The sequence below is a fragment of the Peribacillus sp. FSL K6-1552 genome (assembly GCF_038005205.1).
Lineage (GTDB): Bacteria > Bacillota > Bacilli > Bacillales > DSM-1321 > Peribacillus > Peribacillus butanolivorans.
Window position 1 is genome coordinate 883,516 of sequence record NZ_JBBOST010000001.1, and the last position, 12,840, is coordinate 896,355.

Sequence of the window (12,840 nt, forward strand, 5' to 3'; positions counted from 1 at the left end):
AAAAACTAAGCATTCTTATTTTATAATCAATGACATTAATGTGGGCTTTTTTTCATACGATATATTTGGGGTGAAAAAATGACAAGAGTAAATTACCGAAGTTCAGACGTTGACTTAATGGCAAGGATGATGAGAGCAGAAGCCGAAGGTGAAGGATTACAAGGAATGTTATATGTTGGAAATGTAATTGTTAATCGTCTTAAAGCTGATTGTTTAGACTTTAAAGATTTAAGAACAATTCCACAGGTCATTTATCACGTACAAGGAGGAAATTATTCTTTTGAAGCTGTTCAAAAAGGTAATGTATTTTATCAAAGAGCGAGAACTGCTGAAAAACGATTAGCAAAACAGAATTTGGAATACTGGAGACAACACCCAGGGAAATATGCCCTTTGGTATTTTAATCCATATGCTCCATGCCCACCTACATGGTACGATCAACCTTTTGCTGGACAATATAAAAATCATTGTTATTATGAACCAAAACCTGGATCATGTGAAAGTGTTTATACCGGTTAGGTTGTCTAGGAGCTATTATTAATTCTTGAATTTTATTGTAATTTTGCCTTTTTGGTGCTACGAATACAAAATTTTCAGGTGCTGGTAGCCAACCATATTCATTCAATGCAACTCCTGTAGGTAATGTAACAGTTGTCGGTTGAAAACAATGCTTGGAACCCTAACCGCAGCCTATTTTTTCAATCGTTGTTTTAAAGTGTACTTTTATCTCACAAAATAAAAAGGGAACCTCCTGGTTAGCAGGTGTTCCCTTTTTTAATATATCAAATATTTAGTAATAGTAATTTATCCAAGAAAGCAAGATTGTGAGATATGTATTCAAACTAAAGGGTGCTTTAGTTGAACATGAAGAGTATTTAGTTTACGCAGCTCGATAGACTTATATATAATAGATGAAAACCATTAGGAATTGACTTTATGCTTAATCGGATCAAGAATAAATTGATTCCCACACAAGAAACGGGAGAAGAAGTAGATAATATCTACGCTATCTTACCCCCTCCAGGAACCATTATCGGAGAGGCAACGGAAGAAGAAATGGAAAAGGCAGCAGAGCTTGAAATTAGACATATGGCTTTCATGAGGTTGCAGGAAATGAATATACAGTTTGACGGTGCATCTTATAAAGAACTATTAAAAGAGTTTCAAGATTTTGAAACCGATTCGAGTAAATTTTGGAGAGGTGTATCCAGCCGTTTATCTGTTCCTTATGAATGGCCAATCAGAATTGATCATGCAAACAGCCCTATTTATATTGGTGAACATGATTTATATGAAGAAGAAGTAGAGAATGAAGATTGATATTGAAATTTATGCTTGGCATAGTCGAATAGGTTCATGTATTCGTTATTAATGTATTTTAAATCGATTTTAGAGCGTTAACCAAAAGGGTTAACGCTATTTTTGTTTACAAAATTAGCTGGATAGTGAAGTAAGTGGATTTTTCCTTCTTTTTTAACTAACGGGTGCGTTAGCTGAAGAATCAGAGCTGTCTTTAAGGCAGCTTTTTCGTGCGCCCGGCATGGGTGCAATCTATAGGGTGAAAGTCCCGAACCATGAAGGCAGTAGTAGTGGTTAGCTTAATGCAAGGGTGTCCACGGTGACGTGGAATCTGAAGGAAGCAAGCGGCAAACCTCCGGTCTGAGGAACACGAACTTCATATAAGGCTAGGTATCATTGGATGAGTTTGCGAAACAAAACAAAGTCCTTACTGCCGAAGGTGGTACAGAGTAAATGAAGCAGATAGATGGAGGGAAAGATTGCACTCTTACCCGGGGAGGTCTGATGACAGCCAAGTACACTTGGTAACCTGTCCAGTGATGGACAGCTGAATCATCAGAAGTCAGCAGAGGTCATAGTACTTGTCTACTCGAGAAGATAAGGAAGGACCGAACAGATTAAGGAGGATGAATACTAGGCGTTCGTTATCTGCGAAGAAGCAAACAATTCCTAACGGAACTTATTTGAAGGAAGAAGTGGTGAATACACGGGGAACTTCAAAAGGGCGGAGCAGATAAAGGCACAAATAGACCATCTCGTCCACGCAGGGAAAGGATATCAACGATGTTAATGGAACAGATACTAGAGAGGGAAAACTTAATACAGGCATTGAAGCGTGTAGAAAGAAATAAGGGAAGCCATGGTGTAGATGGAATGCCGGTTCAAAACCTGAGACCGCACCTCGCAACCGAATGGTACAACATGAAAACTGCCCTTTTACAGGGTACCTATCAACCGCAGCCCGTCCGTCGTATCGAAATCCCGAAACCAAACGGCGGAGTTCGGCTATTGGGTATTCCAACCGTTCTAGACCGTTTCATTCAACAAGCCATTGCCCAAATATTGACTAAGATATATGACTCAACCTTTTCGGAGAATAGCTATGGATTTCGCCCTAACAAACAAGGGCACCAGGCGGTTCGAAAGGCAAAGTCCTATATAACCGAAGGTTATACATGGGTAGTGGATATGGACTTGGAGAAGTTCTTCGATAAAGTGAATCATGACAAGCTCATGGGAATGTTAGAGCGGAAAATTGAAGATAAACGAGTTCTCAAACTGATTCGTAAATTCCTTCAAGCAGGCATTATGATAGGCGGACTTTTTCATAAAAGTGAGGAGGGAACTCCGCAAGGAGGTCCGTTAAGTCCTTTATTATCTAATATCATGTTAGACGATTTAGATAAAGAACTAGAGAAACGCAATCTTCGATTCGTAAGGTATGCGGATGACAGTACTATCTTTGTGAAGACACGAAAAGCCGCCAAACGTGCAATGGGAAATATCTCAAGCTTCATTGAAAATAAACTGAAGCTAAAGGTCAACTACGAGAAGTCGAAGTATGATCGCCCTTGGAACAGAACGTTTCTCGGTTTTAGTTTCACGAAGTCAAAGAAGAACCCGAAGGTTCTACTGGCTAAACAAACGGTGAAGAGAGTAAAGAAACGAATCAGGGAAATGACCTCGAGAAAATTACCGATACCCATGAAACTCCGAATAAATAAGTTAAAGCAATACCTTAGAGGTTGGATGGGGTATTTCGCCCTCATTGATACTCCGAACGTATTGAAGAATTTAGATTCATGGATTCGAAGAAGACTCAGGATGTGCCTATGGAAGCAATGGAAATTGCCAAGAACGAGGGTGAAGAAACTCAAAGGATTAGGCGTCCCATTTGGAAAAGCATATGAATGGGGAAATAGCAGAAAGGGTTATTGGCGCATAGCGCATAGTCCTATTCTAGACAAAACCCTTAATAATGTTTATTGGCTCCATCATGGGTTAGTAAATCTATATGAACGATATACAAAACTACGTCAGACTTAAACTGAACCGCCGTATACCGAACGGTATGTACGGTGGTGTGAGAGGTCGGAGGCTAGGCGCCTCCTCCTACTCGATTTTATGCAACTATCGGGGCAGGTTAGTTGCATAAAAAATAATTATTAAGAATGGTGTTTTTGTTCAATATTGAAAAAAATAACCTCGATCTTTCGGGGTTATTTTTTATTTTTGAAATTGGCCAAACTAGTGGTATCAAATCAATTGGAAAGCGTATTTGGGATTACGTTTTATCCTTCATCCTTCATTGATTTAAAAGATGTTGACAAAGTCCACTAATAATACTAAAGTATTAGTGGATAAAGTCCACTAAAAGGGAAGGCTACAATGAAAATTAATAATAATACCATTGCTGATATACGGCAATTCAATAGATTTTATACGAATATACTTGGTGTATTGGATAAGCATATTTTGGATACCGGATATTCTTTCACTGAGGCACGAGTAGTTTTAGAAATCGGTATGATGGAGCAGTGTATAGCAAACAATTTAGTTGATAAACTGGAAATTGATCGCAGTTATATGAGTAGAATAATTAACAAGTTAAGTAAAGATGGACTGGTTATTAAGGAAAACTCGACTTTGGATAACAGAACTAGTCTGATTCGGTTGACTCCTAAAGGGATGACTCTTTTTAACCAGCTTAATGAAAGATCCGATGAACAATTAGTGAGGTTATTCCAAGGATTATCACAAAATGAAATAAAAGAAATCCATGCTTCTATGATGTTCATTCAGAAGAAACTGGATAGTTTGGGGAGAATATAGGATGATACGTTTTGAAAATGATTATACAGAAGGTGCTCATAAGCAAATTCTAAAACGATTAATAGAAACCAATGAAGAACAAACACCCGGATATGGAGTGGACGAACACTGTGAAAAAGCGAGGGCTTACATTCGAAAAGAGTGTGATGCTCCGAATGCAGATATACACTTTTTAGTAGGAGGAACACAAACGAATACCACTATTATCGCTTCCATTTTGCGCCTGCATCAAGGTGCAGTTTCAGCAATTACTGGTCATATAGCAGCACATGAATCTGGCGCAATTGAAGCAACGGGTCATAAAATACTTACTTTACCGAGTGATGATGGGAAAATCCAAGCAGCACAGGTGAAAAATTTATATGATGCTCATTGGAATGATGTCACTCATGAGCATATGGTACAGCCAGGCTTGGTTTACATTTCTAATCCTACAGAAAATGGAACGACTTATAGTAAAGTCGAATTGGAAGCATTAAGTAAAGTTTGCCGGGAATGTCGTTTGCCATTGGTAATGGATGGCGCTAGATTAGGATATGGTTTGGCTTCAATGGATAGTGATTTAACCTTGGCAGATATTGCAAGTCTATGTGATGTATTCTATATTGGCGGAACTAAAGTTGGTGCGATGTTTGGTGAAGCGGTAGTCATCATAAATGATGCCCTGAAAAAGGATTTCCGATATATTATCAAGCAAAAGGGAGGATTATTGGCTAAGGGAAGACTTTTGGGGATCCAGTTTGAAACGTTATTTGAAGATGGATTATACTATGAAATTTCTAATCATGCCGTGGAAATGGCAATCATGATTCGAGATGCATTTGTTGAAAATGGATTTTCATTACGATATGATTCTACATCAAATCAGCAGTTTCCCATTTTGCCGGATGATGTAATTTTGGAATTAGGCAAAAAGTATTCATTTTCCTTCTGGGAAAAAGTCGATGCTACACACAGTGCTATGAGATTTTGTACTAGTTGGTCTACGAAAAAAGAACATGTTGAAATGCTAGTAGAAGATATTAAGGCGACTAAAGGATAAAAAAATGGCAACGATAGAGTTATACGCAGAGAATAGTTATATAAAAGAATGCACGGCAAATATTGTTTCAATAAAAGAACAATTTGTTGTGTTTAATCAAACGATTTTTTATCCAGGTGGCGGTGGACAGCCTTGTGACCGAGGGATTATTAAACAAGGTGATAAAACCTATAATATTTTAACAGTAAAAAAAATAGATGGTGAAATTATTCATGAACTAGAACGCCCATTACAGGACATTAATCAAACAGTAGAAATGCAGATTGACTGGTCTTGGCGGTTTCAGAATATGCAGTATCACACATTATTGCATGTCATTTCAGGTTATTTATATCAACATTACAATGCTTTAGCTACAAGTAGTCAAATTGAAAAAGAACATGCGAGATTAGAGCTGTCTTTTTCTCCTGATATTATACAAGAAATACCATTTGATCAATTAGAACAATCAATAAAGAAGTTACTGGCACAACCCCATAATGTTTACACGAAAATATTAAGTAGAGATGAAGCCGAGCAAAAAGAAGGGACTATTAAGACGGTAATTAACTTACTTCCAGCTTCTCTTAACGAAATTCGGATCGTTCAAATAAATGATATTGATGAGCAAGCATGTGGCGGAACCCACGTCAACAACACAACTGAAATTAAAGACTTTTCCATTATGAAAATTCAAAATAAAGGTCCCATGAAAAAAAGGATTAAAATTCAACTATTGGATTAAGTTTTACTATCCCTTTTTTTTATCAATGAGGGGATAATCAAGTGTACAGTAGAATATTTAACTGGAATAGTTCCATAAACGGTAGCATCAGTATTGATCATTATTTTCATGTTCCAATTTTCAGCTGCAGTTTGTTATGCAATTAACAGGTGCGTTCGTTCTTTAAAGAGCTGTGATAATCAGCTCTTTTCGTGCGCCCGGCATGGGTGCAATCTATAGGGTGAAAGTCCCGAACCATGAAGGCAGTAGTAGTGGTTAGCTTAATGCAAGGGTGTCCACGGTGACGTGGAATCTGAAGGAAGCAAGCGGCAAACCTCCGGTCTGAGGAACACGAACTTCATATAAGGCTAGGTATCATTGGATGAGTTTGCGAAACAAAACAAAGTCCTTACTGCCGAAGGTGGTACAGAGTAAATGAAGCAGATAGATGGAGGGAAAGATTGCACTCTTACCCGGGGAGGTCTGATGACAGCCAAGTACACTTGGTAACCTGTCCAGTGATGGACAGCTGAATCATCAGAAGTCAGCAGAGGTCATAGTACTTGTCTACTCGAGAAGATAAGGAAGGACCGAACAGATTAAGGAGGATGAATACTAGGCGTTCGTTATCTGCGAAGAAGCAAACAATTCCTAACGGAACTTATTTGAAGGAAGAAGTGGTGAATACACGGGGAACTTCAAAAGGGCGGAGCAGATAAAGGCACAAATAGACCATCTCGTCCACGCAGGGAAAGGATATCAACGATGTTAATGGAACAGATACTAGAGAGGGAAAACTTAATACAGGCATTGAAGCGTGTAGAAAGAAATAAGGGAAGCCATGGTGTAGATGGAATGCCGGTTCAAAACCTGAGACCGCACCTCGCAACCGAATGGTACAACATGAAAACTGCCCTTTTACAGGGTACCTATCAACCGCAGCCCGTCCGTCGTATCGAAATCCCGAAACCAAACGGCGGAGTTCGGCTATTGGGTATTCCAACCGTTCTAGACCGTTTCATTCAACAAGCCATTGCCCAAATATTGACTAAGATATATGACTCAACCTTTTCGGAGAATAGCTATGGATTTCGCCCTAACAAACAAGGGCACCAGGCGGTTCGAAAGGCAAAGTCCTATATAACCGAAGGTTATACATGGGTAGTGGATATGGACTTGGAGAAGTTCTTCGATAAAGTGAATCATGACAAGCTCATGGGAATGTTAGAGCGGAAAATTGAAGATAAACGAGTTCTCAAACTGATTCGTAAATTCCTTCAAGCAGGCATTATGATAGGCGGACTTTTTCATAAAAGTGAGGAGGGAACTCCGCAAGGAGGTCCGTTAAGTCCTTTATTATCTAATATCATGTTAGACGATTTAGATAAAGAACTAGAGAAACGCAATCTTCGATTCGTAAGGTATGCGGATGACAGTACTATCTTTGTGAAGACACGAAAAGCCGCCAAACGTGCAATGGGAAATATCTCAAGCTTCATTGAAAATAAACTGAAGCTAAAGGTCAACTACGAGAAGTCGAAGTATGATCGCCCTTGGAACAGAACGTTTCTCGGTTTTAGTTTCACGAAGTCAAAGAAGAACCCGAAGGTTCTACTGGCTAAACAAACGGTGAAGAGAGTAAAGAAACGAATCAGGGAAATGACCTCGAGAAAATTACCGATACCCATGAAACTCCGAATAAATAAGTTAAAGCAATACCTTAGAGGTTGGATGGGGTATTTCGCCCTCATTGATACTCCGAACGTATTGAAGAATTTAGATTCATGGATTCGAAGAAGACTCAGGATGTGCCTATGGAAGCAATGGAAATTGCCAAGAACGAGGGTGAAGAAACTCAAAGGATTAGGCGTCCCATTTGGAAAAGCATATGAATGGGGAAATAGCAGAAAGGGTTATTGGCGCATAGCGCATAGTCCTATTCTAGACAAAACCCTTAATAATGTTTATTGGCTCCATCATGGGTTAGTAAATCTATATGAACGATATACAAAACTACGTCAGACTTAAACTGAACCGCCGTATACCGAACGGTATGTACGGTGGTGTGAGAGGTCGGAGGCTAGGCGCCTCCTCCTACTCGATTTATGGAGCTAAAGTAGCAGGATTGTAGTATAAGATTTGAGTAGTCAATTTAAGATGTTAATTTTTCTATCTTTGGTACAATAAAGAAAAAATAAAAGTGGGGATTACTATTAAAAAGAAAAGCCTTTATGCCCTTAATTTAATATTATTGCTAGTATTAGTGGCTTGCCAACAATCATCAGAAAATTTGAATTTTAAGGGTAATAGTGAAAATTGGTCAGCAAAACTTAATGTAGTAAAAACTGATAACGATAAAGAAACTAAAAAGTTTGAATTACAGTTCAAAGGAAAGGATTATAAAGCTGTTGAAAACCTTGAATTTAAGATTAATACTCCTAATTATGCTTGGGGTATGGGCGATATTGAATTGAATAGTACTGGTGTATACAAAACACATAAAACTGAAACGGGTGAATTTTCTACATCAAAAACTGATGTTATCGATATAGAAGTGACGTGGAATGGAAAGGTTGAAAACTTTTCGTTAAATAATAAGGAGTAACTTTTTGATTATTTTTTGCATTTAAAAGGAAGATAGTCTGTTTGAACTTAAGCTCTTGAATAATGGATAGCAAGGTTCTTATTCAACTAACAGGTGCGATTCTTCATTAAGAAGAATCGCTTTTGCTTATGCAACTATCGGGGCAGTTTAGTTCAACAGGCTTTAATTAAGAAATATTGCCATTTCAAACTTATTTAGAGCAAGGTTATTTCTTGCTTTTTTCTTTGTGTTTTAAAGTTGCTTTTTATTCAAAAAGGGTATTTTTTTGTTGAAAAATAATACTATTAGTGTAAAATTACACTAAAAGGGAGCGTTTAGTATATATGGAAAAAGAAGAATTCATCAATTTAATATCAGAAAAAATGAAACTTGTCCGAACAGAACAAAGTTTTTCTCAAGATAAGATGTCTGAAATTCTAGGGATTTCAAAAAAAACACTAGTTCAAATTGAAAAAAGAAGAACAGAAGCCAATTGGACCACCGTTGTTGCATTTTGTGCTTTGTTTAATCATAGCCAATTGTTGATATCATCAATTGGTGACAATCCAGTTGATTTTGTTCAGTTAATTGCTAGCAAAAATGGTGGTACGCCTAAAGAAAAAACAATGGGTGGTAAGATATGGTGGAAAGAAATCGAGTATAGAGGGGATTTTCGTTTGCAACAAAATTTGATTAGTAACCATTACCGTATATTGGATCAATATGATTATCGTTGGCATAGTTCTTTTAATAAAGAAGAGAGTTTAAGTCGTTTAAATGAATTACAGGCGGTGGGGACTATCGAGATAGACAAAGGTATAGGGATGGGGATATATGAAGAATAAGATTTTAGTTACAGTATTGATAATCAGTATAGGGATTAATTTGTTTTTATTTGGAAGATGGTTTATTTTTGAACAAGCGTATGAACCATCCGAAAGTGAACAGGCTATTTTAAGTGAAATGGTGCAGAAAACAGTTGAGAGTAAAGAGTATAAAAAGTTAGCAGAAAAAGAGAATATTATTGCTATTGATGCAAACATGGATAAAAATAAAGGTGGAATGTTCCCCTACTATTTTGGAGTAAGTGTCCGTACTGACATACAAACCTATCTGTTTGCTTGCAGTAATGAACAATGCTCAGAAATGGAAAGCGCAGGAACGACTTATTCTCGATATAAAGACGAAGAACCACAAATTCCATTTAAAAAATAGAGAAAAGCCAAAAAATAACTGAAATAGAAGAAAGCCTACTTCCTTAAATAGCAAGGATCGTAGGCTTACTTTATTCTTATAGGTGTTTAATTTACAATAAAGTCGTACCGATTTGAAAAAAATTTAACCGTTTTTCTTATGGAACTATCGGGGCAGTATTGTTGAAAAAGGAAATAGCTAAAAATTGATGACAGACAGGAGTTAGATAAGATGATAAAAGGTTTCGGAGGAATATTTTGGAGAACTAAGAATCTTGAAGTTATAAAAAAATGGTACAGTGAAGTGTTGAAGATTGAAATAGAAAATTGGAATGGGACTGTGATAAAACCCCAATTAGGAAATGAGACTATCTTTTCTTTCTTTACCGAGAATGACAGTTATTTTCCAACAGAACAACAAGTGATGTTAAATTTCCAAGTACATAATCTAAACGAGACTATTAAGCATCTTGAACATATTGGTGTACCTCTTGCAAAGAAAAAAGAGATTAGTGAATTTGGAAAGTTTATTTGGATTGAAGATCCTGAAGGTCGACTGGTCGAGCTTTGGGAGAAATAACGAGTTGTAATTCATTTGCTATTGAGCTAACGGGTGCGTTAGCTGAAGATCAGAGCTGTCTTTAAGGATCTTTTTTTACGCAACTAAAGGGGCAGGTTAGTTGAATAAGAAAAAATTGCAATGTATAACAATATAAAGTTCTTCTTAGTGTAAAAAGACAATAAAGTTATTTAATTTTAAAACCTAAAACAAGCATACCCCCTTTCTAAATTTAGGACGGGGGTAAAAATATAGTTCTTTAATTTTCGCTATAAGATACTTCTGTACTTAAAAATATAACAATAAAGTCGTTTAAAAAATCTAAGTTTTATTCAACAATAGCGCCCTATTCTGGAATAACTAAAATATAGACTAAGTCCTCAAATCACTGCATAATTGGAGATTAATCAACCCGTAAGCTTAATAAATTTCAAGTTCTAAATCATTAAATAATACATCAATGCTAACGACTGCTGAATCATCATCAGTTGGAATATTAATATCAAATATCCATGGATTATTAATCAGCATCTCAAAGACTAAGTAATCGTGCTCATTATGTAACTGGGTATTTTCACCAAGAGGAATGTCTACAATTTTAACCATTATGGTAAATATAATACTTGAATGAATAATGAAAATGGATAATCAATAATATTAAATAGTAAATTAATATTATTGATTTTTTTGATTAAAAAATTTAAATTTTATTATTTATATTTTTAATTCATTGTTATATAATCGAATCAACTAAAAGGAAGGAATTTCATTATGGCTTATAAAGTACTCACACATTGTCCTGTCTGCAGTAAAACATTGAAAATTATAAAGTTGCAGTGCTCTCATTGTCACACTACGATTGAAAATGAGTTTGAATTATCTAAGCTGGCATCCTTATCAAAGGATCAGCTTCATTTTGTGGAAGTATTTTTAACATGCAGAGGGAATATCAAAGAAGTTGAAAAGGAACTGGGGATTTCGTATCCAACGGTTCGAGGCAAGCTAACAGACATCATTTCATCCCTTGGATATGTACAGAAGAAGAAAAATGAAGTAGACGAGAAAAAAGTTGTCACCATGTTGGAAAATGGCGAAATCACACCAGAAGAAGCCATTAAGCTCTTAAAAGATGAATAGGGAGGAATTTATCATGAAAGAGGAAATTACAAGAGTGTTAACAATGGTTCAAGAAGGGAAGATTGATGCAGATAAGGGATCAGAACTGATCCAAGTATTAAAAGAGAAAGAAGAAACAGGTAATAAGCTTTTTGAAAAACCGACTAAATATTTAGATAAAAAATTAAAAATTCGTGTTGTATCAGCCGAAAATGATAACGTCACGGTCAATTTGCCTATAAAACTTGTCAAGGTAGTATTAATGGCTGGACACAGCATCGCAGCGAGTATTCCTCAATCGGAAAAATACATTAAAGATATAGACATAAGCCTTATTATTGAAGCAATCGAAAACGAATTAGATGGCCAAATTGTTGATATTAAATCGGCAAACGGGGATACCGTTTCGGTCATCATTGATTAGTGATTTGCTTATGATACATGTAAAAGTGAAAGCAAAAGACGTTCGGTTTACCATCCCAATTCCATATGCTATTTTAAACATTGTTATTTCAATTTTGTCTTCAAAATTTTTTCAGCAAAATGCAAACAAATGGACAAAAGAGCACTTCGAAAGAAAAAAACTGGACTTTACCTTTCCACTAATAGACAAAAAAACGCTAAAGCCTATCGTCAAGGAACTGAAAAATTATAAGGGGATCGTACTAGTAGATGTCAAAGCTAAGGACGGTACTGAGGTTAAGGTTAGACTATAATTTATTATAGAATACACCGACCACTGACTGGCATTTTGAAGAAGAAGCCTAATTTCTCGCTACAATACCGAGAAAATTGTAAAAAGACAATAAAGTTATTTAATTTTAAAAGAACTATTCTTCACTAAATTAGTGAAGTGTCACTTCTACTTAACGAAATAGACTTTATAATCAGAACTGAAAGTATAATTCACTTATAAATGAATTATACCGACTCACATTGTGATAAATTGTACTTAAACAAACGGGTGCGTTAGTTGAACAAGGAGTTGTCTTTAAGGCAGCTTTTTTTTATGCAACTAACGGGGCAGTTTAGTTCTAGAAGGAAATAGTACACATGCGAAAGAATGTAATGTAATATATATCCTTTACTTACATTTTTTTAAGAGAATCCGGAAAGAAGAGGAGCTAAAAAGGTGTATATAATAATTGCATTTCTAGTTTTTGTGATTGTGTTTATTGTAACTACCCAACTAATTTCAAATAGGTATTGGAAATGTATCTATACTACATTTGGATATGAGAATTATTTTAAGGTGGTTGCCAAACTGAAAAGCGAAGGAATAACATACAAAACTAAAACTCCAATAAATATAGGTTCCGAAAATCTCCAAAATCGTATGGATTCTACTCAATATGATGTTTTTGTTAAAAAAGAAGATGAACAAAAAGCTCAGAAAGCACTGCACAAGAATATTTGATTTATCATGAACTAACAAAGGTGAGATCATTGAGTGTGGGCAGTCAGATATGGCAGCCTTTTTCTTATAGAATAAAAGGGGCAGGTTAGTGAAAG

General features: G+C 36.2%; 15 protein-coding genes. All 15 read left to right on the plus strand.

Going from position 1 to position 12,840, the window contains the following annotated elements; all coding sequences use genetic code 11:
- The first annotated feature begins 78 nt into the window (after window positions 1–78).
- Window positions 79–519, plus strand: a complete 441-nt coding sequence (locus tag NST21_RS04280) for a cell wall hydrolase (RefSeq protein WP_340887903.1) — start codon at window positions 79–81, stop codon at window positions 517–519.
- A 417-nt stretch (window positions 520–936) separates the two neighbouring features.
- Window positions 937–1,320, plus strand: coding sequence for a hypothetical protein (locus tag NST21_RS04285; RefSeq protein WP_057217740.1), 384 nt, complete (start codon window positions 937–939; stop codon window positions 1,318–1,320).
- Between the two features lie 762 nt (window positions 1,321–2,082).
- Window positions 2,083–3,345, plus strand: coding sequence for a group II intron reverse transcriptase/maturase (gene ltrA, locus NST21_RS04290; protein ID WP_053344638.1), 1,263 nt, complete (start codon window positions 2,083–2,085; stop codon window positions 3,343–3,345).
- Window positions 3,346–3,687: 342 nt separating this feature from the next.
- Entirely contained in the window at window positions 3,688–4,131 is a 444-nt protein-coding gene (locus NST21_RS04295) for a MarR family winged helix-turn-helix transcriptional regulator (RefSeq protein ID WP_340887906.1), read from the plus strand.
- 1 nt (window position 4,132) lies between these two features.
- The gene (locus NST21_RS04300) at window positions 4,133–5,173 is read left to right on the plus strand and encodes a threonine aldolase family protein (protein ID WP_340887907.1); all 1,041 of its coding nucleotides are present in this window, start codon (window positions 4,133–4,135) and stop codon (window positions 5,171–5,173) included.
- A 4-nt stretch (window positions 5,174–5,177) separates the two neighbouring features.
- On the plus strand, window positions 5,178–5,897 hold the full coding sequence (locus NST21_RS04305; protein WP_340887908.1) for an alanyl-tRNA editing protein: 720 nt from the start codon (window positions 5,178–5,180) through the stop codon (window positions 5,895–5,897).
- A 744-nt stretch (window positions 5,898–6,641) separates the two neighbouring features.
- Window positions 6,642–7,904 (plus strand): group II intron reverse transcriptase/maturase, encoded by a 1,263-nt coding sequence (gene ltrA, locus NST21_RS04310; protein ID WP_053344638.1) that lies wholly within the window; start codon window positions 6,642–6,644, stop codon window positions 7,902–7,904.
- A gap of 172 nt (window positions 7,905–8,076) precedes the next feature.
- Window positions 8,077–8,481, plus strand: a complete 405-nt coding sequence (locus NST21_RS04315; protein WP_340887909.1) for a hypothetical protein — start codon at window positions 8,077–8,079, stop codon at window positions 8,479–8,481.
- A 323-nt stretch (window positions 8,482–8,804) separates the two neighbouring features.
- Entirely contained in the window at window positions 8,805–9,305 is a 501-nt protein-coding gene (locus NST21_RS04320; protein WP_340887910.1) for a helix-turn-helix transcriptional regulator, read from the plus strand.
- On the plus strand, window positions 9,295–9,675 hold the full coding sequence (locus NST21_RS04325) for a hypothetical protein (RefSeq protein WP_340887912.1): 381 nt from the start codon (window positions 9,295–9,297) through the stop codon (window positions 9,673–9,675). The genes NST21_RS04320 and NST21_RS04325 overlap by 11 nt, the downstream gene beginning before the upstream one ends.
- A gap of 210 nt (window positions 9,676–9,885) precedes the next feature.
- Window positions 9,886–10,233, plus strand: a complete 348-nt coding sequence (locus NST21_RS04330; RefSeq protein ID WP_047685110.1) for a VOC family protein — start codon at window positions 9,886–9,888, stop codon at window positions 10,231–10,233.
- 750 nt (window positions 10,234–10,983) lie between these two features.
- A complete protein-coding gene (locus tag NST21_RS04335; protein WP_340887914.1) occupies window positions 10,984–11,349 on the plus strand; it encodes a DUF2089 domain-containing protein in 366 nt (121 codons plus the stop codon).
- Between the two features lie 13 nt (window positions 11,350–11,362).
- Complete coding sequence (locus NST21_RS04340; protein WP_201185493.1) at window positions 11,363–11,752, plus strand: SHOCT-like domain-containing protein; 390 nt, start codon at window positions 11,363–11,365, stop codon at window positions 11,750–11,752.
- Window positions 11,753–11,762: 10 nt separating this feature from the next.
- A complete protein-coding gene (locus NST21_RS04345) occupies window positions 11,763–12,044 on the plus strand; it encodes a hypothetical protein (protein ID WP_340887916.1) in 282 nt (93 codons plus the stop codon).
- Window positions 12,045–12,460: 416 nt separating this feature from the next.
- Entirely contained in the window at window positions 12,461–12,745 is a 285-nt protein-coding gene (locus NST21_RS04350; RefSeq protein WP_053344594.1) for a hypothetical protein, read from the plus strand.
- Window positions 12,746–12,840: the final 95 nt, after the last annotated feature.